The sequence below is a fragment of the Pediococcus acidilactici genome (genome assembly GCF_016127815.1).
Taxonomy (GTDB): Bacteria; Bacillota; Bacilli; order Lactobacillales; family Lactobacillaceae; genus Pediococcus; species Pediococcus acidilactici.
Window position 1 is genome coordinate 691,978 of the sequence record NZ_CP066046.1, and the last position, 24,039, is coordinate 716,016.

Annotated in this window: 14 protein-coding genes and 2 pseudogenes; 12 read left to right on the top strand and 4 right to left on the bottom strand. The window is 35.0% G+C overall.

The annotated features are described in order from the left end of the window. Positions 1 to 60 precede the first annotated feature (60 nt). The 3 genes from I6H64_RS03460 (at position 61) to nagE (ending at position 5,257) form a co-directional block, all read left to right on the top strand. On the top strand, positions 61 to 1,239 hold the full coding sequence (locus tag I6H64_RS03460; protein ID WP_008840980.1) for a thiolase family protein: 1,179 nt from the start codon (positions 61 to 63) through the stop codon (positions 1,237 to 1,239). A gap of 216 nt (positions 1,240 to 1,455) precedes the next feature. Next, positions 1,456 to 2,826: an FAD-dependent oxidoreductase gene (locus tag I6H64_RS03465; RefSeq protein WP_056984979.1), complete on the top strand. Its 1,371-nt coding sequence runs from the start codon at positions 1,456 to 1,458 to the stop codon at positions 2,824 to 2,826. A gap of 451 nt (positions 2,827 to 3,277) precedes the next feature. Continuing rightward, on the top strand, positions 3,278 to 5,257 hold the full coding sequence (gene nagE / locus I6H64_RS03470; RefSeq protein WP_008840977.1) for an N-acetylglucosamine-specific PTS transporter subunit IIBC: 1,980 nt from the start codon (positions 3,278 to 3,280) through the stop codon (positions 5,255 to 5,257). Positions 5,258 to 5,385: 128 nt separating this feature from the next. Here nagE and I6H64_RS10095 read toward each other — a convergent pair. From I6H64_RS10095 to I6H64_RS03480, 3 genes and pseudogenes are all read right to left on the bottom strand, one after another. After that, positions 5,386 to 5,703: pseudogene (locus I6H64_RS10095) on the bottom strand (IS1182 family transposase); the annotation flags it as partial. A gap of 67 nt (positions 5,704 to 5,770) precedes the next feature. Further along, positions 5,771 to 6,775 (bottom strand): aldose epimerase family protein, encoded by a 1,005-nt coding sequence (locus I6H64_RS03475; RefSeq protein WP_008840976.1) that lies wholly within the window; start codon positions 6,773 to 6,775, stop codon positions 5,771 to 5,773. Positions 6,776 to 6,838: 63 nt separating this feature from the next. After that, the gene (locus I6H64_RS03480) at positions 6,839 to 10,138 is read right to left on the bottom strand and encodes a tetratricopeptide repeat protein (RefSeq protein WP_008840975.1); all 3,300 of its coding nucleotides are present in this window, start codon (positions 10,136 to 10,138) and stop codon (positions 6,839 to 6,841) included. Positions 10,139 to 10,306: 168 nt separating this feature from the next. On the opposite strand from I6H64_RS03480, the gene I6H64_RS03485 reads away from it, so the two are divergent. The 6 genes and pseudogenes from I6H64_RS03485 to I6H64_RS03510 all read left to right on the top strand — a co-directional run bounded on the left by I6H64_RS03485 (position 10,307) and on the right by I6H64_RS03510 (position 19,989). Beyond that, the gene (locus I6H64_RS03485; RefSeq protein WP_008840974.1) at positions 10,307 to 11,203 is read left to right on the top strand and encodes a helix-turn-helix domain-containing protein; all 897 of its coding nucleotides are present in this window, start codon (positions 10,307 to 10,309) and stop codon (positions 11,201 to 11,203) included. A gap of 41 nt (positions 11,204 to 11,244) precedes the next feature. Continuing rightward, entirely contained in the window at positions 11,245 to 12,591 is a 1,347-nt protein-coding gene (locus tag I6H64_RS03490) for an oligosaccharide MFS transporter (protein ID WP_201781100.1), read from the top strand. A 26-nt stretch (positions 12,592 to 12,617) separates the two neighbouring features. Then, complete coding sequence (locus I6H64_RS03495) at positions 12,618 to 14,951, top strand: beta-galactosidase (protein WP_008840972.1); 2,334 nt, start codon at positions 12,618 to 12,620, stop codon at positions 14,949 to 14,951. 536 nt (positions 14,952 to 15,487) lie between these two features. After that, a pseudogene (locus tag I6H64_RS03500) lies at positions 15,488 to 16,909 on the top strand (glycoside-pentoside-hexuronide (GPH):cation symporter). A gap of 13 nt (positions 16,910 to 16,922) precedes the next feature. Beyond that, complete coding sequence (locus I6H64_RS03505; RefSeq protein WP_036685054.1) at positions 16,923 to 19,286, top strand: glycoside hydrolase family 2 protein; 2,364 nt, start codon at positions 16,923 to 16,925, stop codon at positions 19,284 to 19,286. A 19-nt stretch (positions 19,287 to 19,305) separates the two neighbouring features. Next, the gene (locus tag I6H64_RS03510; RefSeq protein ID WP_056984981.1) at positions 19,306 to 19,989 is read left to right on the top strand and encodes a discoidin domain-containing protein; all 684 of its coding nucleotides are present in this window, start codon (positions 19,306 to 19,308) and stop codon (positions 19,987 to 19,989) included. A 22-nt stretch (positions 19,990 to 20,011) separates the two neighbouring features. Here I6H64_RS03510 and I6H64_RS03515 read toward each other — a convergent pair whose 3' ends face one another. Then, positions 20,012 to 20,437 carry a helix-turn-helix domain-containing protein gene (locus I6H64_RS03515; RefSeq protein WP_056984984.1) on the bottom strand — a complete coding sequence of 142 codons (426 nt, stop codon included), beginning with the start codon at positions 20,435 to 20,437 and terminating at the stop codon, positions 20,012 to 20,014. A gap of 211 nt (positions 20,438 to 20,648) precedes the next feature. Between I6H64_RS03515 and I6H64_RS03520 the strand changes: the two genes are divergently transcribed. The 3 genes from I6H64_RS03520 to I6H64_RS03530 all read left to right on the top strand — a co-directional run bounded on the left by I6H64_RS03520 (position 20,649) and on the right by I6H64_RS03530 (position 24,014). Then, on the top strand, positions 20,649 to 21,128 hold the full coding sequence (locus I6H64_RS03520) for a flavodoxin family protein (RefSeq protein WP_008840966.1): 480 nt from the start codon (positions 20,649 to 20,651) through the stop codon (positions 21,126 to 21,128). 1,268 nt (positions 21,129 to 22,396) lie between these two features. Next, positions 22,397 to 23,260, top strand: a complete 864-nt coding sequence (gene ylqF, locus I6H64_RS03525) for a ribosome biogenesis GTPase YlqF (RefSeq protein WP_036685048.1) — start codon at positions 22,397 to 22,399, stop codon at positions 23,258 to 23,260. Beyond that, the gene (locus I6H64_RS03530) at positions 23,247 to 24,014 is read left to right on the top strand and encodes a ribonuclease HII (RefSeq protein WP_008840964.1); all 768 of its coding nucleotides are present in this window, start codon (positions 23,247 to 23,249) and stop codon (positions 24,012 to 24,014) included. The genes ylqF and I6H64_RS03530 overlap by 14 nt, the downstream gene beginning before the upstream one ends. The last annotated feature ends 25 nt before the right edge of the window (positions 24,015 to 24,039 follow it).

The following is a 24,039-nucleotide window of genomic DNA, read 5'->3' on the forward strand; positions in this document are numbered from 1 at the left end:
AGTTGTGCCGTTTCTTTTAAATAAAATGGCATTTAGTAAGATACATGGGGTGAACAAGGATTGGATGAAATTTATATAGTTGCAGCCAAACGGACGGCAATCGGCAAACTAGGTGGAAGTCTAAAAGGATTTACAGCCGCTGAACTAGGCGGATTTGCAATAAAGGCAGCAATGGAACAAGCTAATTTAGAGGATAATTACGTTGATCAAGTACTTATGGGGAATGTGATTCAAGCAGGTAATGGTCAAAACCCAGCAAGGCAAGCAGCGGTATCCGCAGGCATTAATTATTCTGTGCCGGCCATCACTATTAATGATGTGTGCGGGTCTGGTATATCTAGTATTAATTTAGCGGCAAGCCTTATCGCTTCAAAACAGGCAAAAGTCGTAATTGCTGGAGGAATGGAAAGCATGTCGGCAGCGCCTTTAATTTCGCGTAAATCGCGATTTGGGCAGCGACTTGGTAATCAAGTTTTAGAAGATGCAATTCTAAGTGATGCGCTAACTGACGCCTGGGGCCACTATCATATGGGGATTACCGCTGAAAATGTTGCCTCGAAATACCATGTTAGCAGACGTGAAATGGATGAGTTTGCTTTAGCTAGTCACCGGAAGGCAGTTGATGCGCAAAATAATGGTCGCTTTGATAAAGAAATTACATCAATAACCATAAATCAAGCGGATGGCAAATATTTATTTAACAAAGATGAGGCTCCACGAAAGGACACAACCATTGAAAAATTGGGAAATTTAAAACCAGCGTTTAAGTTAGATGGGGAGGTTACTGCCGGCAATTCTTCTGGGATTAACGATGGGGCTGCAGCGCTAATCCTTGCTTCTAAGGAAGCAGTTATCGCACACGGATTAAAGCCCTTAGCAAGGTGGGTGAATTGTTCTCTGATAGGTTTAAGTCCAGACATGATGGGCATGGGACCGTACTATGCTGTTAACGAAGTATTAAAAAATGCAGGATTAGCGAAAGAAGACATTGATTTGTATGAGCTCAACGAAGCTTTTGCAGCGCAATCGATTGCATGTATTAGAAAATTAAAGTTAAAAACAGAGAACGTGAATATTAATGGTGGTGCGATTGCTTTGGGACACCCAGTAGGCGCTTCGGGAGCAAGAATATTAGTGAGTTTGATATACGAGTTACACGATCAAAAATTAAAGAGAGGCCTTGCTAGCCTTTGCGTTGGTGGCGGTATGGGCGTAGGTACAATAATTGAAGCTGTTTGATTATTAAATGGGTGGCTTTTTTATTAGGAGATTTGTTGGTTACTTCTATTTAAACTCTAACTTATCTAACGTTAAGTACTTAATAATTTTATTTAAGCAAATACATTTAATGCATTAAAGTATAGTTTTTGTAAAATTATTGTCGTTTTGTTTGTAAACGGTTTACAAAAAGAGTTACACTATAGCTGTAATATTATGAATAGGGGGATATTATAGATGGATAAAGCAAAAGTTATTATTGTTGGGGCATCACATGGCGGACATGAATCGGCAATTGAGCTGTTAGATAAATACGATAACGTCGATGTTACGATTTATGAAATGGGTGATTTCGTATCGTTCATGTCCTGTGGGATGCAACTTTACTTAGAAGACCAAGTTACGGATGTTAATGACGTAAGGAACTTCCGACCAGAAGACATCACTTCCAAGGGCGGAAAGATTTATAACAATCACCAAGTTACGGCAATTGATGTTGACCAAAAACAGGTAACCGTTAAGGATTTAAAAGAAGGTACAGAAGAACAAGTTGCTTATGATAAATTGATTCTTAGTTCAGGAGTGACGCCTAAGAATTTGCCAGTCCCAGGTACAGACCTTGAAAATGTATATTTAATGCGAGGTTACGACTGGGCTACAAAGATTAAGGCAGCATTAACTGATGATAGTATTAAAAATGTTGCGGTGGTTGGTTCAGGATACATCGGGATTGAAGCAGCTGAAGTATTTGCTAAGAAAGGTAAACACGTCACTTTATTTGATTTTATCGATCGTCCCCTCGGCAATTATCTCAACCCTGAAATGACTGAAATTATCGATAAAACGTTGACTGACAACGGCGTCCAAGTAGAAATGAGCCAGAGCATTACCGCATTTAAGGGCGACGGAAAAGTTGCCAGTGTGGAAACTAAGAAGGGCAGTTATCCTGCAGACCTTGTAATTCAAGCTGCCGGGGTACAACCTAATACAGAATGGCTCAAGGGCGTAGTAGACCTGACAGATCGCGGATTCATCAATGTGGATGGCTACTTGAGAACCAACGTGCCCGACATATTTGCAGTCGGAGATGCCATCTTACCATTATCTATCCCGGCTGGAAAACCGTCCCCAATTGCTTTAGCTACAACTGCCCGGCGTGAAGCCCAATACGTTGTAAATCATATTTTCGAGAAGAAACCAACCCAAATCTTTAAAGGCGTAGTCGGCTCATCAGCGCTGCATGTATTTGACGAACACTTTGCTTCTACGGGTGTAAATGAATTTACTGCAGAACGCTCTAATGTTGAAATCGTTAATTCACACTATGTCGATCACATTCGTCCTGCATACGTTCCTGAGTCAGAAGGAAACGTTCGCGTGGATGTTGACATCACGTTTGATCCTCATACCCACATCGTTTTAGGTGGCGCAGTTCTTTCAACATGCGATTTAACTGCTCAAGGAAATGTTTTGGCTTTAGCGGTAGAACACCGTTTGACAGTTGAAGACTTAGCCGAAGCTGACTTCTTCTTCCAACCTGGTTACGACCGGCAATGGAGTTTAATTAATTTGGCTGCGCAACATGCTTTAGGTTATGCACGCTTCTAAAGTAGGTTGTTTCTTCGATTATATTAACGCCTTTAAAAAGGATAAAATAGTAAGTCTAATTAGCAGGAAGCCCTTTATATAGGGCTTCTTTTTAGTGTGTTTTCGAATAGCAAATTAAATTTTAGAATGATTTCTAGCCATATTGAGCAAACAATAGATAGAGAGTAGTGATACGAGGATTTAGTTGCTGTCCAAAAAAGCGGTCTACGGAGGTTGTAACCAATAATTTTTTAAAAAAATTTAGTCCTTTAGACCACGGTAAATTCAAATATGTAATTTTTTATCAAAACAGCGCTTTCAAAAACTAATAATAGGTATATACCAATTTTGTTTTTTTATAAAAAAGACCCATAAAGCGGATTATACCAATAATTTACGCTTGAAACAGCGTTTTCACTAACATAGAATTGAATTATTGCATTTATTCAATATTCTATTTGGAGGTATTTTCATGAAAGCATATTTGCAACGCATGGGTCGTTCTTTACAACTTCCCGTAGCCGTTTTACCTGCCGCCGCTTTGTTGGTTGGTATTGGTAACTGGTGGGCTTCTTACAGTAATGACGTAGTTGCTCATTTCTTACAAGCTGGTGGTAACGCTGTTTTAGGTCAACTACCACTGTTATTCGCCGTTGGCTTAGCCCTTGGGATGTCAGTCGATCAATCTGGGGCTGCGGCCCTTGCTGGGTTAGTTGCCTTTGAGCTACCGGTTAATGTATTAAAACCTGAATCGGTTGCTACATTAATGAACATCAAACCTACAACTGTTGATGCTTCGTTTGCTCAAATTGGTAATGTATTTATCGGAATTATTGCTGGTTTGATTGCTGCAGCATTATACAATCGATTCCACGAAACAAAATTACCGATGGCCCTTTCCTTCTTTAGTGGTAAGCGTTTAGTACCAATTATGGCTGCCCTTGTTATGCTGCTTGTCAGTGTAGTGTTACTATTTATTTGGCCACCAGTTTACGGTGCACTCGTTACATTCGCTAAGTTTATCTTAAACTTAGGCTGGGTTGGTGCTGGATTGTACGGTTTCTTCAACCGTCTCCTTATCCCAACTGGTTTACATCAAGCTTTGAATTCCGTATTCTGGTTTGACGTGGCTGGGATTAATGATATTGGTAAATTTTTGGCTTCCCAAGGTACAAAGGGTGTTACAGGTATGTATCAAGCTGGATTCTTCCCAATCATGATGTTTGGACTTCCAGCCGGAGCTTATGCTATTTACAAAAATGCTCGTCCTGAAAATAAAGCAACTACAGCATCATTGATGTTAGCTGCTGCGTTTGCTTCATTCTTCACCGGTGTTACGGAACCACTTGAATTCTCATTTATGTTCGTTGCGTGGCCTCTATACGTATTGCATGCTATCTTTACTGGTCTATCACTTGCATTTGCGGCATTTATGCATTGGACAGCTGGATTCGCATTCAGTGCAGGTTTAGTTGATTATGTGCTTAGTTTGAAGAATCCTATCGCTAATCAACCACTATGGTTAATTGTTCAAGGCCTTGTAATGGCTGCAATTTACTATTTTGGTTTCGATTTTGCGATTAAGAAATTCCATTTGATGACCCCAGGTCGCGAAGAACTAGGTGAAGATGACGGTGTTGAAGAAGTTGCAACTGATGATTCAGATGATAAGTATACTGTTCAAGCTAAGAAGATTTATGCTGCTTTAGGCGGTTCAGACAACTTACAAGTTGTGGATAACTGTACAACACGTCTTCGTCTTAAATTGAATGACACAGATAATATTAATGAAAATGCAATCAAACGTAGTGGTGCTGCAGGATTAAACAAGATTGATAAAAATAACCTACAAATTATTATTGGTACTGAAGTTCAATTTGTTTCAGATGCACTTGCAAAATTAAGCAATGCTAAGGCCCCAATTTCTTCAGTGAAGACTGCAGATGAACCAGCTCCAACAGAAGAAACGGTTGCTGATGGTATTAAACGGGATGTTACAGAAGAGTTCTATAGTGTTGCTAATGGACAATACATGGACATTGAGGAAATTCCTGATGACACGTTTGCTCAAAAGATGTTAGGTGACGGATATGCTATTAATCCTATTGATGGAACTATTACTGCTCCAGTTGATGGAACAATCACATCAGTATTTCCAACTAAACATGCAATTGGTTTCAAAACAAATGCCGGTTTAGAAGTTCTTCTTCATATGGGAATCGACACTGTAGAATTAAATGGTGCTCCATTCGATGTTAAGGTGGAAGACGGACAAATGGTTAAACATGGTGACGTTGTAGCTAAAGTTAACTTAGACGCAATTAAAAATGCGGGTAAGCAAACACCAATGATCGTCATCGTTACGAACATGGATGCAGTTCGGGTGATGAAGTTCAAAGGTAATGCACAAGTTACACCAGAGTCATTAGTTCTTAAAACAACTACCAAGTAAAAATAAGTGAAGTAAAATGAGGTTGTGACAAAAATGCCTCTCACAATAAATAAAAAGGACGAAAAATCAAAAATCCGATTTTTCGTTCTTTTTTGCTTTAGAATATTCTCAATCTTCATTAATCAAGTTTTTTCTGTATATCCCTTTGGAGTCAGTGATTTTGATATTAGTTTGTGGTCAACATCGTATTTTTCAGCAACATATTCCTTAAAGGTCCTAGTGAATCCATTTTTATTAGTTCGTTTTCGATAAGCATTAAAATTAAATCTAACGCTGTGTGGGTCGAAGTAATCGTCCCAATTCATAACCTTTTGGTCATCATTCTTCCATTTACGACAATTTCCTTTTACCGTGGTTCCGTGAGGAATCTAAGCAACATGTCCGCTAAGCTCATCTTCAATATACAGATAATTGCTTTCAGAATCATATCCTGCATCAGCAACGACATAAAGTACCAAGAACACCCTGTTTTTTTAAGATTGAATAAAGGTTTTTAAAGTTCTAAATCAAAGATTAAAAATCAATATGCCAACTAGTTCGTCGGTAAAAGCGTTCATCTGGTAGTAAAGTTATCTCACGTAATTGTTCGTCTTGACTTGGTGGAACCTGTGTTTCTAAAGCTACACCTGCATATTGTCCGATGTTTTTTGTGTAACCTCTATGATTAAAATGATTCCCAGTATATACGACGATGGATGGTGCGGTTGTAGATAATTCTAATCTTCGTTGATGATCTAAACTCTCTAAGGTAGCGTCAATTTTACCATTTTTATTCAATAAAAATGGGTGATTTAATCCTAATTGAGATTTTATTTGAGGGTCATTGGATCGAATTGCTTTGCCAATTAATGTCGGGTTGCGAAAATCAAAAACTGATTCCTTTACCTTTTGTGCTTTTTTGAATGGAATATTATTTTCATCTAGTGCTAAGTAATAATCTGCATCTATGCTTAAATATTGGTCCAAAATGTTATTACCACTGTTTAAGTTGAAATAGCTGTGGTTGGCTGGATTAAAAATGGTTTTTTTATCAGTAGTTGCTTTGATCTCATAAGACAAAGTATCATTTTGATCCAAAGTATATATTACTGACATTTCTAAATTTCCGGGATAATTATTATGTCCATCGGGGTCAATTAAATGGAAATAAACTTTTGAACAATCAATGTTATCCTCAATTTCATAATTATATACTTGCGTGTCTAATCCATTGAATCCACCGTGTGCGTGGTTTACACCGTCATTTAGGTCAAAATTATGAATTGCTTTTCCATCAAGCCAAACACCGTTTTTTATGCGACCAATGACCCTTCCTACAGTGGCTCCAAGATAGGTTCGTTCTAAATTATAATATTCTGGAGATTCTAAGCTTAAGACAATGTTATCTAAAGGTGATTTTCTTCCCGGTATCAGAAAATCTTTTACTGTGGCACCGTAGTTGAGTAAATTGATTTTAATTCCATGACGATTTTCTAAAGAAATTTGACTGTATTTGTTATATTCTTTAATTGTTATCATTGTTTTGAGACCTTTCAGATACATTAAAAAGCACTAATTTTAGCGCTTTTTAATTTGTCTATATTAAACTTGATATTTAATAAATTCTCGATGCCGAATTATACCTTGATGATTATTAGTTAAATCATCAACTAAATCAAGAACTTCAGGGACTTTATCATGATTTCCAAGTCCAATGTAACCTAAGATCATTAAATAGTAGCAATCGATAGTGTTGCGTAGCTGATAATCATCTTTAAAAAGAAGGGCGTCTGGCAAAGATACTGCAAAGTAATCTTTTTCAAATTTATCAAAAATATGCTTTTTCCCATAACTAATTAGTTGATGATATCTTCCCGAAGCCTTATCAAGCTTTCCTAATTGTTCAAAGGCCAAGCCTTGATAGAAGATGGTATCAGAAGGTTGATCATTATAGTAAAGAGCACTGGAAGGATGTTCTAAACCAGTTGTTGCTAAGGTAAAGTACTTAATGGCTTCTTCATTCTTATTTAATTTTTTATAAGCATATCCAAGGTAGTAATTGATAACGTTATCATTAGCAGTTGGTAGCTTTCCTTCTCCTAAGGAACGGGGGAAGACGAGTGCTTTCTTCAATTTTTGAATTGCATCTTCGTATGCCGTATTATCTATATCGATTTTGGCCATTTCAACTAATGCATATTCGTATTGAGAACTGACTTTGCCTTCGCCGCCTTCCCAAGGGTGGAAGTTGCGTTTCATAATCATATTATAAGCTTGTTCATATTTGCCAGTTTCATTTAAGAGGGTGATGTACTGAATATAGCTATCGTCACGTTGGTTAACTAAATCAATATGATTCTCTAAGAAATTAATCCTATCAGTAAGTGGCATTTTAAGTTTTTGGTATAGAGAATCTAGTTCAATTACCAAGCGAGAATTCTGTGGATCTAGTTCAAATGCACGTTCCAATGATTTCTTGGCTAATTGCTGCTGGTTACTCTTATTATAATATGATATAGAAAGATTACGGTGTGACATCGCGTAATCAGGATTAATACGGGTCGATTTTTCCCATAGCTTCTCTGCTTTATTATATATTCTACGATCGTAGTACAAATTGCCAAGATAATAAGGTGCAAATCCATCCTCAGGATTCTTAGCTTGGATAAAGTTTAAAACATTTACTTCAAACAACCGGTTAGGGAATATATAATCGGGAGAAGCTTTGGAACCTTCAATTGCTGCTGACAAGGCCTTATCTACTAAATTCATTTTTTCGTAAACAAATGCCTTATAATAAAGGTGCATAGGATTTTTCGTTCCATCATAAACATCAAGAACAGATAGAGCATCTTCAAATTGGCCAGATTCTATATATAATTCGGCGAGACCAAGAACATCATTTAAACGATCATGAGTAAAATCAGATAATTTAGTTAGGTAATCGGAATCTAATTTAGATAATTCAAATAAGATTGCAGGGCAGCTCTCATCAATTAAAAGACTGTCTAATAAGATTTCTTTAGCCTGATGGTGTCGTTCTTTTTTAATTAAAATATGACCTTTTAAGGCACGGGCTTCTAAATCGTTATAGTTAAATATAAGGGCCTGGTTAATAAATTTAAGTGCATTTTCGATGTCATTTTTGGCCATCTTTATTTTAGCCATCGCAATTAAACTGATTGATTTTGTGTCAGCTGACCAAGTTGCTTTGTAAAAAGCATCATATGCTTCATCAAATTTACCTTGTTTTTCTAAACTGATCCCTAAGTGATAACTTGGAAAACCTGATACAGGATTAGTATTATGCATATTTTGGCGTTTGAGTGCTCGTCTGAAGAATTTCTCACTTTCACTAAATAATCCTTGGCGATAGAGTAATAGACCATAAGCATCATTAATGCGTTTATCAAATTTATCTCGTTTTAGTCCTTCTAGATAGTATTGCTCTGGTCTAAAACTTGCATGACGATATTGTTCAAGATGTTGACCAGCATTGTATAGTTCATCGTTGGTTTTAATATCTTCAGGATTTGGAATGGCTTTAGCAGCATCTGGAATAGGTTTCATTTTCTCGGCATCTGGACGGTATGAAACCAAAATTTTATTAAATTGATCAGTTATTTGAACAGAGTAATCAGATAAAACTTCATTAGATTTTTGAGGAATGATATCCTTAAAAATATTAACCGGACTTAAGTCGACTTCTTTATCAATAAGTACATCATTTTTATTTTTCAGAATAATGCGTGCATCTTTGAATTCTGATGTCGCGTATGCAACGATTTTTAAGCCCTCAGAAGTTGTTTCTAGATTTACGGCAGCATCAACGGTTGCATTCTTGACTGAACCGACTTCCTTATACGGCATAAAGTATTCCGTGCTATGTTTTTCTTCATGTGGATTTAGCCAGGTGAAATCGGGTTGATTATCAGTAAAAGTACCAACCATTAATTCAATGTAAGGACCGTCATTGTCAGTTAGCTGGTTATCCCACGATTTTCCAAAATCCCCATGTCCCCATGTCCATTGTTTTTTTCCGGGAGATGTATGATGATTGGCAACATGTAATAAACCGGCCTTCTTTTGATGATCATAATTTCCTAAGAAATCATATTTAGAACTAGCCGCCATGTACGAAGTAGGGACAGGGACGTTTTTATACCGTGAAATATCCACGCCACTAGAATAGTCAACTTTGTAATATTCTCCAGTAGCAATTGGAAAGTCAGAAACCGCCCGTTTACCATGATCAAAAACGGCATTAACATCTGGTGGGAAAATTGATTGAGTATTTTCGTTTACTGGTACGGCTGGATTTGCCCACCATAAAAAGGTCTGTGGTAAATCGGTCGGATTTGAAAATGTTTCATCTATTTTCAGGTAAGCCTTGTCAGGGAACATGGTAAAACCGACCAATACCTTAGTGCCATACATTTGGTCAACATCACTCATCCAAACAGTCTTGGAACCGTCGTCGTTATTGCGCGTGTAATAATTTATAGGTGCAAAGGTATCTGGACGATGATGTTGAGGCCAATTGAATTCAATTCCTCCTGAAATCCATGGACCAGCTAATCCGACTAAAGCGGGTTTAATGACATGATTATAGTAGACAAAATCGTAGTTGTTAGTCTTGTCTAACATACGTTGGATACGTCCGCCTAGTTCAGGTAAAAAGGTTACTTGAATATACTCGTTTTCTAATATTATAGCTTTGTACTCTTTATCTTTTTTTTCGTCAAATACTTTTTCAGTTACGGGAAAAGGGTAGGTTTTACCGCTACTACCTTGGTAAACACGATCTTCTAAAAACATTGGATTTTTCTCTGGTTTTCCAACCGGATATGTCGGAATAGTGATATTTTTTTCAGTTAAAATAACTTTATCTTGTATAGACATAGTAAATCTCCTTTCTACTGTTCGATACCAGAATATGACAGAAAGCGTTTTCTTTAAATGAAGGAAATGAGCTAAATGATGGATTATATACAACCAAGTAATTGTTGCTGTTCAAAGTGTGTGCTATTATCTTGATAATAAAATTATTAAAAATTTAGGGGTGGGATTATGAAAAAATTGCATGGTTTTGAGAATGAGTATTTATATGTTTTGCCGTCTGAAGTATTAAATAATTTCACGTTTTCTGACATTGTAAAACAGTTATATATAACGGATTTAGGTTTTTATCCCAAAGCTAAGTTCCATTTTGTCCATCGTGATAATGGGGCGAAGGAATGGATTTTAATTTTTTGTACTTATGGGAAAGGAACGATTCGTTCTTCGAATAAGACTTGGAATATAGAAAGCGGACAGATAGCGTTGTTACCACCTAATAAAGAGCATACATACTTTTCGAGTGATGGAAGTCCTTGGGATATATTTTGGGTGCATTTTGCAGGGGATGCAATTGAAGAATATATACCACAAGAAGCGCTCCAAGGTGACGGATTTTTGGTAATTAACAAACTTGAAAGTGACGAAACACAGTTGATTATGTCACAATTTTGGCAAATGATAAAATCGCTTTCGAATGGATTTTCATATCAATCTGTGTTTTACACTTCTCAAGTTTTAGGAATGACTTTAGCGTATATATCGCTTCATTCAGTATTGCCTAAGGGATCATATACGATGGGAAATGAGTATATAACTAGAGCAGTAAAATTTATCTATGATCATATAGATGAAAAAGTTAGCTTATCAACTCTGACAAAAGAGTTAGATATTTCAAAAAGTTACTTAAGTCGTATTTTTAGACAGACCGTTGGAAAAAGTGTTAACGAGTTTATTTTAGATATTAAAATGAAACAAGCTAGCTATTACCTACAAGATACTAATTTGGCTGTTTCACAAGTGGCTTCCAGATTAGGTTATGAAGATCCTTACTATTTTTCAAGAATATTTAAGAAAAGTATCGGAAAAGCTCCAAGGGAGTTTAGAAAAAAACATAATAAGCAATTATAGCAATTAGTGGTCAATTATCCATTTTTTAAGGTTGATCGTCTATGTCTTTGTTAGCGCTTTCAATACATAATGTTTATGTATTCGGAAAGTGCTTTTATTTTGTGGAAATGGTGGTGACTGTTTTGGGTGTAGAACTTACGAATAAAATCCAGGATCGTAATCGAAATTTTATTGCGATTAGTGTTGTTAGCTTTTTTTACTTGTTTGCTTGGTCGGCAGCAATGTCTTTCTTTGTTATCTGGTTGGGGCAATCTGAAGGAATAGGGAGTGCTCAAACAGGTATTCTTTACTCGGCTAATTCTTTAATGGCCCTCGTTATGCAACCGATTTTTGGTTTTGTTTCAGATAAAATTGGTTTGCGAAAGGGTTTATTATTTGGAATTCTAATTCTTGTTTTACCAATTGGACCATTTTTTATTTATTTGTACGGGCCACTTCTACGTCATACATTTTGGTTAGGAGCAATTTTAGGTGGGCTGTATTTGGGTATGATTTTTAATGCTGGGTATGGTGCTATTGATTCATTCATGGACAAGATTTCACGCAAATATGGTTTTGAATACGGTCGTTGCCGTATGTGGGGTTCATTAGGATGGGCTGTAGCTACTTTTGTGGCCGGTCGCGCTATTAATATTTCACCTAATATTAACTTTTTATTAGCTTCTGGTGCCGCTGTAGTTGCTATTTTAGCCTTGTCTTTAACTAAAATTAAACTTAGCGAAATAGAAATTGAAAAAGCAGAATCAGTCAAATTGAAGGATACCTTTAGTTTGGTTAAAAATGTACGCTTTTTAATTTTATTACTTTTTATGATAGGCGTCGGTTGTATTTATGATGTGTATGATCAACAATTTGCTACATATTTTGTATCTCAATTTAAATCAGCGGCTATTGGTAATAAGTGGTTTGGTGATTTAGGTTCGATACAGACAATTTTCGAGGCGCTGTTCTTGGCGGTTGCTCCTTTTATTTGTAAAAGATTAGGTGCCAAAAGAACATTATTATTAGCGGGTATAATTATGTCGGTTCGAATTTTTGGGTCTTCTTTGCAATTTGGACCACTTTGGATCGGCATTATGAAATGCATTCACTCATTTGAAAAACCACTATTTTTGGTTGCACAATTTAAATATATTGCTTTAAATTTTGATTTGAGATTATCTTCCTCGGTATATTTGGGTTGTATGTTTACAAGCTCCGCTATGTCAGTTATGTTGGCACCTTTGTTTGGAGTAATGTATGCAACCATTGGATTTTCAACCACCTATATGATAATTGGAATTACTGCTGGAATTTGTACAATTCTATCATCATTCCTACTTACCAGTGACAAAAAAGCACTTAACTTTGGTAACTCTTTTGCGGAAGGGTCAGTTAATGATAATTAAAGATATTAACTTAAAAGGAGAATAAGATGGAAATTGAAAATGTTATTAATTTAAAGGGTATAAAAAATAACGTTCATGAAGCATTGCCACAACTGCACGGTGTCGACCCCAATGGAAATGAATTTAGTTTTACCAATCACTATATGGTTCGTGATGGACATCCTTTCTTTGGTATTTGTGGAGAATTTCATTTTAGTAGATATAACTGCGATGAATGGGAAGACGAATTAATAAAAATGAAAATGGGAGGGATTAATATTGTACCAACTTACGTGATTTGGAATCATCATGAGGAGGTTAAAGATCAATTTATATGGTCTGGAAATAAAGACTTGCGCAGGTTTGTTAAGCTATGTAAGAAGCATGGCTTGGATGTCATTTTAAGAATTGGACCTTGGGACCACGGCGAAGTTAGAAACGGTGGATATCCAGATTGGTTATATGGAGAGCCCCTAGAAGTTCGATCCAATGATAAACTATATCTACATTATGTAGAAAAATTATATGAAGAAATTGGAAAACAAGTACATGGATTATTTTTTGAGAATGGTGGACCTATTATTGGAATCCAGTTAGAAAATGAATTCCAACACGCTGGAGCCTCTTGGGAGATAACTACAGGAACAAGTGATGAATGGATTCCGGCAGGTCATGGTGGAAATGAGCATATTAAATCTTTGTTGAGGTTGACAAAGAAGGTTGGTATGAATGTACCGATATATACTGGGACAGCTTGGGGCGGCGCAGTCGCTGAAACTGATACAGTTTTACCTTTAGGGGGTGGCTATGCGTTTTGGCCATGGATTTTTTACGATAAAAATGTTAAAGAACATCCAGCAACACCTGAATATATATATAGGGATTATCGGTACCCAACTTATAATTTTGATCCAACCTATAATCCGAAAGAGGTACCATATGCAGCATGTGAAATGGGCGGTGGTATGACCGTATTTTATAGTTATCGGTTTAAGCTACCTTATCAAAGTGTGGATGCTATGACTAATGTTAAAGTGGCAAGTGGATGTAATTTTGTTGGCTACTATGTTTACCATGGTGGATCAAATCCACGTGGTATTAAAACCCCATACTTGAATGAAGCTGCTACTCCCAAAATTAATTATGATTATCAAGCGGTATTGGGACAATTTGGACAGCCTCGAGAATCTTACTATCGTTTAAAACGCCAACATTATTTTTTTAAGGATTTTCAAGATGATTTTTGTCCAATGGAAACAGTACTACCAGAAGGGGCGCAAGATATAGACCCGACTGATGATAAAACCTTGAGATACTCAGTTCGTCAAAAAGATGGTAAAGGATTTATTTTTCTTAATAATTACCAAGATCATATCAAAGGAACTGATAAGGAACATGAAGTTATCAATTTAGAGTTAGATAACGAAAGTTTGAGAGTTCCATTTAGTGGAACATTTGGTCTTAAGAATGAAGAGAGTTGCATTTTGCCATTTAACTTTGATATGGATGGGATTCTTATAAAAACAGCAACGGTTCAGCTAATTACTAAAGTAGAAAGTAAAGGCGAATCATATTACTTCTTCTATCAACCAAGAGGAATGGAGCCGGAATTGGCACTAGATTCAACAACAATTGATAACATTGACTCGGAAGATATTGAATCATATGGTGATCATATTGTTATTCGCCCAGTAAAAGGGGAACTTACCAATTATAAGATGAAATCTGCAAATGGTAAAAAAGTTAATGTTTATGTTATGACTAGTCAACAAAGTTTAGATTTTTGGAAATTTAACTTTGCTGGAAAAGATAATATTGCTTTGTCAGCAAGCCCATTATTAGCAGATGGTAACAACTTGAAAATGGAATCTAACGATAGTAATGTTAAATTAACAATTTTCAAGGCATTAAAAGATCCAGAAATCATTAAAAATATGGTTAAAGTAGACGAAGACAAATTAACTGAAACGTATGAAATGGAAGTTGAAAAAGTTAATTTTGGTTATAAAGTTGTCAAAGTTAATGATAAAAAAATGTCTATTCATATAGATACCACGCCTTTGGATTCTTCTAGGATTAAAGATTGCCTACTTGAAGTTGATTATGAAGGTGATATAGGGTACGCATTTTATGAGGATAAGCTAATTAACGACGATTATTCAAATGGTAGAGTTTGGGATATCGGATTGAAACATAATGTTCCGGAAACAAAGGACACAGTTGTTAATCTAACAATATCTCCAATCCGTAAAGACCATTATGTTAAGAGTGATTCCCCTATGGCGGCTAGATCGGAAGAAAATGAAGGGGAAGTTGCTAATATTAATGAAATCAAACTAACTCCAATTTATAAATTTAATTTGATTTCATTATTTAATTAAGGAAAAAATAAGTAGCTCACTTTTAGATTGAATTAATTTGAAGTCATAGTCCTAGAAAGAAAGTTACTTAAGAGGATAGATAGTATTTAAAGTCATAAACAAAGTTATCTTGATTCATCAATAGAATTAAGATGGCTTTTTTATATGTAAATCTTTCAAGTCAAGCATAAAACTAAAAAAATATCATCCGTCTAGTAATTCAAAAAATTATAGGACGTTGATCTAACTGGTAGTGGCATTTTTAGTCGGTTTGTATAAGGTTTGTCTATTTAATAGTAGAGAAAAAAATAGTTTATCTGATTTGAGAAAAGAAATAGATATCTCAAAAAGTTAGTAGAGGTAGATTTTTTAGCAACCGATTGGTAGCGGGTTCAATGAATTTTAGATTATTATCAATAAATTTTATAAAAATTTAAAATAAATGGCCTTTGTGGACAATTGTTCATTTTTTAAGGTTAATATTCCATGTTTATGTTAGCGCTTTCAATTTATTATGAATTTGTATAAAGGAGGCTATTTTTAAACCAAAATTTGAGGTGATTAATTTGAAACAAAGAATTGCATATGCTGTAGGTGGATTTGGTCATTCAGTATTTTACGTTGTACTCAGCACATATTTTATTGTTTTTGTTACAACTGGTATGTTTCAAAACGTTGATAAAGTTACTTCATCAAAATTAGTTAGTGTAGTCACAAGTGTGATTGTAGTTATGCGTATTGTAGAGGTATTTTTTGACCCGCTAATTGGTGGAATCATTGACAATACCCATACTAAGTATGGAAAATTCAAACCATGGATCACGGTAGGTGGCTTGGTTAGTTCCATTTTGTTAATTTGTTTATTTACCGACTTTGGTGGATTAGCAAAACGTAATGAAATTTTATTTATTATAGTATTTGCAATTGTGTTCTTTTTAATGGATTGTTTTTATTCATTTAAAGACATCGCTTTTTGGGGGATGGTTCCGGCATTGAGTACGGATTCACGTGAGCGAGACAAAATCGTTACATTAGGTAATTTTGGTGCTTCTATTGGAGGAAATGTTGTAAACATTACCGTGGTTTCAGTAACAACATTCTTTACATATTTGGTAACTGGTAAACATACACAAGGTGCTGAAGGTTGGTTCTTGTTTGCTGTAGTTGCAGCATTTATCGCAGGAATCACATCAATCACGACAGCATTGTTTACTGAAGAAAATACGAGTTTATTAAGACAAAATAATGATCACCATGGGATTAAACAAATTATTCAAGCGCTTGTTACAAATGATCAACTCTTATGGATGTCAATCGCTTATGTGATTTATGGAATTGCCAATGTCGCTACAACTTCAGTATTATTTTACTATTTTAAATTTATTTTAAATAAACCCGACGCATTTTGGGTAGTTGGGTTTATTGCAGGGACATTGGGTTTTGTAATTATACCGCTCTATCCATTCATATCTAAATTAATCAGTAGAAGATGGGTTTTTATCCTAGGAATTACATTAATGTTATTATCTTATTTATTTTTTATATCCGGTGAAATAGTTTAATACTAGTCATCATCGGATTAGTTTTATTTTCCACAACCTTTAGTTTTTTTAGCTTCGTTAATGACAATCACTGATTCTGTAGAATATGGTCAACTAAAAATAGGAGTTAGAAATGAAGCAGTTATATTGGCCATTAGGCCTCTGTTGGATAAGTTTTCTGGAGCGCTATCGAATGGATTGGTGGGGTTTATTGCGGTAACAGCAGGTATGACAGGGGCGGCCACTGCATCTTCAATTACGGAACATGGCATTAGAATGTTTAATTTATTAGCTTTTTTAGCTCCAGCACTGTTAATGATGGTTTCTATTTGTATTTATTATTTTAAAGTAACTTTAACTGAAGAAAGGCATGAAAAAATTGTGAAAGAACTAAGTGATAGATTAGCATTAAAAAACGATTTAAAAAATAAACTTTAAAGGAGAAATGAAAATGTATGATATAAGTGGAAGCTGGTCCTATAAACTAGATAGTGATGATACGGGAAGTAAAAATCATTGGTATCAAGGATTTAATGAAGATGGAGAATTCACTTTTCCTGGAAGTAATACGGATAATAATATTGGATCTTCGTATGTTTACGATGGGAAACTATCTAAAGAAAATGTGCATATGCTTCGAAGTCGTTATAGTTATATAGGTAAAATTTGGTTTAAAAAAAGGATAAAATTGGATGGTTTTGATGAAAGAAAAGTTTATAAAATAATATTTGAAAGGATTATGTGGCAGTCTAGTTTATGGATTAACGGTAATTTTATTGGGACATGTGACTCGTTAAGCACAAGTCATGTGTTTGACATTACAGAGTTTACGGCTCCTTCGATGGAAATAACATTATGTATTGATAATAGAGATATCCATGAAATAGGAACAGCACCAAGTGCCTATACAGAAGAAACACAAACTATATGGAATGGCGCTATCGGGAAAATGCACATTGTTGAAAGCGTTTTAAAAGAAGAAAAAATCAATGTGTTTGCTGATTTCGATGGTGAATCAATAGTTTTGAATGCAGATTTAGAATTTATGGATACAAGTGAGCAGTATAAATTAAATATTAATATTTATGATGAAACAAAATTAATAGATAGTGCTGTGTATTCATTAAAGAAAAAAGATGTGCTTAACGAAAAATTCAAATTGAACTCTATAAATTATTGGGATGAAAACAATCCTCATTTATACAAAGTTAAAATTTCAATAGAAAATCATGCTGGAACTAATGTTTTGAATTTTTCAAAATCCATTGGTTTTAGAAAATTTACTAATAATAGGGGACAGATGTTATTAAATAATAATCCAGTTTTCTTACGAGGTACTGTAGATTGTTGTATTTTTCCTAAAACTGGTTATCCACCAATGGATATCGACAGTTGGAAAAAAATATTAACTAAAATTAAGTCCTATGGTTTTAATCATGTTAGATATCATTCCTGGTGTCCACCGGAAGCAGCATTTGATGCGGCAGATCAATTAGGATTATATCTTCAAGTTGAAGGACCAATTTGGCTGGATGATTATATGCCATTTGTGCTTGGAGATAAGCCGGATCATTATACATTTTTTGAAAGAGAAAGCGCCCAAATTGTTGATGAATATGGAGATCATCCATCATTTTGCTTTTTTAGTTGTGGTAATGAGTTACGTGGTGACAATACCATTTTACGTAATATAGTTAAAAAGCTAAAGACGATGAATAAATCTATATTGTATACTTGTACATCCAATTGGGATCGGAGTGTTTATCCAGAGGAAGACTTCTTTATAGCCCAGACAGTTGAAAAGAAACCAGTCAGAGGACAATATTATTTAGATGAGTTATCAAACGGTACCAATGTTAATTTTAATGATGCTATAAAGCAAAGGGATATTCCTATCATTTCACACGAAGTGGGACAGTATAGTATTTATCCTAGGATTCAAGAAATATCAAAGTACAACGGTAATTTATTACCGGTTAATTTTGAGGCTATCAAAGATGATTTAATTAAAAAGAATATGGTTGAGGAGGCTGAAGTATTTACTCATGATTCGGGTCGTTTGGCATTTGAATTGTATAAGTCTGAAGTAGAAGCGGCTTTAGGAACCGATAGAATGGGTGGTTTTCAACTTTTAGGTTTAAATGATTTTACAGGACAAAGCACTGCTACAGTTGGTATGTTGGACTCTTTTTGGGAAGATAAAAATATAACAAATGCAGATGAATTTAAGCAATTTAACAATACAATAGTTCCGTTGGCTATTTTTAAAAAAAGGAATTTTTATTCAAATGAATTATTTTCTTTTCTGCCTAAAGTAGCAAATTATTTAAAAGATATAAAGAAAGTAGATTTTTATTGGTCTTTGAAAAATAGAGAAGGAAAAGTACTGATAGAAAAAAATTGTAACATAAAAAACATTTCAACGGGGTTAAACAATGTAAAAGAAATACAAAGCTTTACGGTAGGAGATAAAATTAGTAAAAGCGAACAGCTAGTCTTAGAAATGAAGATTAGGTTTGACGATGAAACTTACGAAAATAGTTGGAATTTATGGTGCTATAAATCACTTGATAAGAAGTATAATAAATACTTCATTCAATCTAATTATATTGATGATGAAATAATGAGAAGGGTTTACAATGGAGAGAACTTACTATTAGAACCAAAATCAAGGTTTATTAAAAATGCTGAAAAAACGACTTTCTTTTCGGTATTTTGGAGCCCAGTGCACTTTATGTCTAAAGATAGTTGTGGTGCTCATATTGACTTAAATTGTCCGTTATTCGAATTATTTCCTACGGATAGTTTATACTAATTTTCAGTGGAAAGATTTATTGACAGGTGCTTTTTCAATTAAATATCCTGATACGATTGAAAATTTCCAGCCGTTGGTTCAAGTGATACCGAATTTTTTCAATAATAGAAAAAATTTTGTTTTAGCGGAATTTAAATTTGGTAAAGGAAATATTTTGATCAATACATTAAATATGACGAAGGATACGCCCGCGGTTAAAGCCTTTAAAAAATCTGTGAATTGTTATTTACAGTCAGATGAATTTCATCCTTTATCTGAGATAGATAAAAAACAGCTTGAAATTTTTTTCTATAAAGACGGAGAAACACCTGAAAAAAACAATTTGGCTTTAGGATGCAAAAGCTTTGCAGATAGTCAAAAGGGGAGTGATTATGATCCCAATAATGCAATAGATAAAAATCTAGATAAAGTATGGAAGGCTTCTGACAATGATGGTGGACATTGGTTGAAAATAAATTTAGGAGAAGAAAAATATTTAACGTCTCTAGAAATCGACACCCTAAGTAAAGGGGTTTATTACTATAACGTAGATATATCTAGTGATGATGTTGTATATCACAAAGTTGTTAATTCAACTGTTAGTACACAGGACGATTTAACAGTTACAGCTAGTTTGAATGATAATGCTCGATACGTAAAAATAACTTTTACTGATTGTAATGAAGGTGCTACTGTTGGAGTAAGATCAATAAGAATCTATTAGATTTTATAACAGTTGCAATCTTTTAGTATATTTTTACTATAAATTCTAAATAAAAAACATTATCATTTTGATCATGTTTTTTATTTAGAAAAAGTTTTAGTTCGATTGACAAGCAACAAAAATAAAAATCGTGTGAATTCTCATAATGTTTGTGGAAGTCGTTTATTCTTGCAAGAATTTCTACATCATGCTTTTTAATTACCTCGTTAAAAAAGTACTGAGATAACATCTCTTTTTCAGGGGTAACATTATTATTCAAATAAAAGGTATATTCCTGAGCAGTGACGTTCAATCTTTCTATATAAGCAAAAAGAATATTGCTGGCAACATGAGTCGAATTATTTTCAAACGCAGAAAGCGTCGCTCGACTTGAAATACCACTGGACAGCTGTGTTTGAGTCATTCCACGTTCTTTTCTAAGTTTTCTAATCAGTTCTCCATGGGTCATAAAATGCCTCCATAAATGACAGGATCCTTTACAAAAAAGTTTCAAGTATTTCTGCCATTGTACAATAATCCTAAACTTAAAGCGAAAGCACTATTTATTACACAATAAAAAAGTGCCCAAGCAATTAGAAATATGAGGTAGAAAATATGAAGCTCCTGTTGATAGTTCATCTGGAAGGGTAAATTCAAACTCAGAGTGTTTAGGCAAGAAAGTGCTAAAAAATCTCAAATTTGATGAAATAAATTTGTTGAATTATTCAGTTGATGATGTTCTAGATAAAAGAGAACATAAAATCTGGCAGAAAACGTCAGACGACTATTACAAAATTATTGACTTATTCGTTAAAGCTGATTTAGTTGTTTTATCGAGCCCCATATATTGGTACGATGTCTCATCAAGGTTATCTCGTTTTATTGAAAGAATTTCAGAAACCTTACACATAGATCCAGATTTTAAAGCAAAAATTTCCCATAAAAAAATAGTTTTAGTGATTGTAGGTGGGGATACCCCGTTAGACAAGGGAAAGGTAATAATTCAGAGATTTAGATATATTTGCGAATTCTTAAATTTAGATTTAGTTGCTACAGTTATTGGATGTGCTAATAGATCATTAGAAGTTATATCTGATGAAAATGCTATGTTGACAGCGCAAAACGTCAATCAAAAAATATTAGAAATGTTGGATAACTAAAAATAGGCCGGGAGTTATTTTTAGTGATTTAAAATATACTTCTAACTAAATGTTGGGTATTTTTTCTAAAGGGTAAAACTTTATATTCACGCCTAAAAAACGCTTGCAAACGCATGAAGAAAGATTACAATTAAAGCGGAAAAGTAGGAACGGTTTTTAATTCAAGAATGTACTATATAAGTATGGGTAGGATAAATGACAAATTTTAAAATTCAGAATTCAGTGAATATTTGAACCTAATAGAAGTTTCAATAACAATTGTTAAAAGGGGCTTTGTGAATTAAGAAATGTTGGAATAGTTAGCATGTGTGAAGTAAAAAGAGTGATTCATCATGAAATTAAAAAAGGCAAACCTAACGAAACGAACTAAAAGGCTGTATATTGTTTGGATAATTGCTAACTCATTAATGTTAGTAATGACTTCGTTTACACCACTTAAGGAAAGCGCAGATTTTGTAGTTGGATCATTTTTCGTAATGTTATTCTTTTCCATTTACGTATTTTGTATGGCAATGAAGGATGAATTTGGTGATAAAAACCGTTTGAGATAGAAAAAAATCAATTTTACGAGTGAAAGAGAACGAGTTTGGTTCTCTTTTTGTTTGTCCTAGTGTATGTATGGATCTTTATGAATAGATTTGATGCACACAAAAACAGAAACCAAATTTTCGAGGAATTGATTTCTGTTTTTTATTTTATTAAGGGCTAGTAAAAATTAGTTAACTGCTAATTAAACATTGAACATCGTGTAAACAGCTTCTTTTCGACTTGCTTAATTTGCCCAATGCTTGTTATTAGAAACGATACGGCTACTCAAGATGTGGTAGCAAACAGCTTTGAAGATGGTAAAATTGATTTGGCGATTACTAGATTTTGAATTTGCCCAATTTCAATTAATACATCCTTAATGGATATTCAGATTTGAAAATTTGAATAAATTAGGTAACATAAGTACTTGATGCTAAAAAAATTATTATCAATCCGATGACTCATGGATCCATTAAAGAGTTAGTTTATTTTTTTAAATAAATTTGCCCAATTTTCAAAGATATTGAATGAAAATTAGGGTTCAGTACCTTGATATAAAAGGGGTTAGAAAATATACCTATTATACAGTGACCGTATTAATGTTTTTAAGCGTGGTAAAAGTAGCTGATATAATAACGTTTTACTAATTTAAGCAATGCTAATCAGCAAGTTTAAGTGGATTAGCTTAATTTTAAACAAACAAGGTGTTTAAAGCCTTGATATAAAAGGAGTTAGAAAATATGCCTATTATACAATGGTATCCGGGCCACATGGCCAAAGCCATTCGGCAAGTTGAAGAAAAATTAAAGCTCGTTGACGTTGTTTTCGAACTGGTCGACGCGCGGATCCCAGTTTCGTCACGCAATCCAATGATTGAGTCGGTTATTAAAGATAAGCCGCATTTATTAATTTTAACCAAGGCGGACTTGGCCGATCCTCAAGAGACCCAACGGTGGTTGGAGTACTTCCGCAAAAATGGCGACCATGCCGTGGCGTTGAACTCTAAAGAGCCTTCAACGGAAAAAATCATCTTAAAACATACCCGCGCAATTCTAGTAGATAAGCTTGAAAACTGGGAAAGTCGAGGAATTAAGAAAACTGAGATTAAATCGATGTGTATCGGAATTCCTAATGTAGGAAAATCGACCTTACTAAATCATCTGGTTAACAAAAAAGTTGCCATTACTGGGGACCGTCCTGGCGTTACTAAAAAACAACAATGGCTTAAATCACGGCAAGGTTTGTACCTATTAGATACCCCCGGAATTTTATGGCCGAAGTTTGAAGACCAGTCGGTTGGCAGTAAGCTAGCATTTACTGGGGCAATTAAGGACAACCTCTACGCCAATGATGATGTGGCATTATTTGGCTTGCAGATTTTTAGTGACAAATACCGTAACGGTTTAATGGAGCGGTATCATTTAACGGATGAAGACTTTGATCAGCCTTTGCCAGAACTTTTACTGTTAATCACCCAGAAGTTAGGAATGCGAGACGACTATGATCGTGCTAGCCAACGAATCTTGTTGGATGCTCGGAAGGGTAAATTAGGTCGTTTTAACTTAGATTTTGTAGAGGAGCTTAACGACCGTGGCGACGATTAAAGAAATTAAGGAACGCTTAGTAACCGTTCAAGACGTTAATGATCCTTACTTTTTGGCTCTAGCTGACGATAGCCGTGCCGGAGTGCAAAAACTATTACGGCAAAAGGAAAAGGCGCTCCAAAAAGTGGCTGAACAACGCCTCGCCTTTCAAAAGCGGTTTTCCTTGGAAAATGAGTTATGGCAGTCCGGCAAACAGTTTGTGGCTGGGATTGATGAAGTAGGCCGCGGATGTTTAGCTGGACCAGTGGTGACGGCAGCAGTGGTCTTAGACGACCGTTTTGATTTAGTAGAAGTTAACGACTCCAAACAGTTGTCCTTAAAGCTTAGGGAATCTCTGTACGCCCAAATTCTATCTGAAGCAGTTAGCGTTGGTATCGGGGTGCGTTCTAACCAGCAAATTGATCAAATGGGAATTTTGAACGCCACCAAAGCGGCGATGAACGACGCGATTAGCCATTTAAACGTAACGCCGGAACACTTGTTAATTGATGCAGTTCAGGTTCCTACAAGCATCCCTAAGACGGTGATGTATAAAGGGGATGCTAAGAGTATTAGCATTGCGGCAGCTTCAATTGTGGCCAAAGTCTACCGGGACCACCTCATGCGCTCGTACAATAAAATTTATCCCGGCTATGGCTTCGACCAAAACGTGGGTTACGGCACTAAGCAGCATCTGGAAGGGTTAAAGGAATTGGGAGTTACCCCGCTACATCGGTTAACTTTTGAACCGGTTCCGGAATTTGTTCGACAATAAAATATTATTTATTAAAATCACGTAT

Excerpts from the sequence above, each read along its gene's own strand:
- I6H64_RS03505 (WP_036685054.1), top strand. The coding sequence starts at position 16,923 with ATGTATGATATAAGTGGAAGCTGGTCCTATAAACTAGATAGTGATGAT.
- I6H64_RS03495 (WP_008840972.1), top strand. The coding sequence starts at position 12,618 with ATGGAAATTGAAAATGTTATTAATTTAAAGGGTATAAAAAATAACGTT.
- nagE (WP_008840977.1), top strand. The coding sequence starts at position 3,278 with ATGAAAGCATATTTGCAACGCATGGGTCGTTCTTTACAACTTCCCGTA.
- I6H64_RS03515 (WP_056984984.1), bottom strand. The coding sequence starts at position 20,437 with ATGACCCATGGAGAACTGATTAGAAAACTTAGAAAAGAACGTGGAATG.
- ylqF (WP_036685048.1), top strand. The coding sequence starts at position 22,397 with ATGCCTATTATACAATGGTATCCGGGCCACATGGCCAAAGCCATTCGG.
- I6H64_RS03465 (WP_056984979.1), top strand. The coding sequence starts at position 1,456 with ATGGATAAAGCAAAAGTTATTATTGTTGGGGCATCACATGGCGGACAT.
- I6H64_RS03490 (WP_201781100.1), top strand. The coding sequence starts at position 11,245 with ATGTCTTTGTTAGCGCTTTCAATACATAATGTTTATGTATTCGGAAAG.
- I6H64_RS03485 (WP_008840974.1), top strand. The coding sequence starts at position 10,307 with ATGAAAAAATTGCATGGTTTTGAGAATGAGTATTTATATGTTTTGCCG.
- I6H64_RS03475 (WP_008840976.1), bottom strand. The coding sequence starts at position 6,775 with ATGATAACAATTAAAGAATATAACAAATACAGTCAAATTTCTTTAGAA.
- I6H64_RS03480 (WP_008840975.1), bottom strand. The coding sequence starts at position 10,138 with ATGTCTATACAAGATAAAGTTATTTTAACTGAAAAAAATATCACTATT.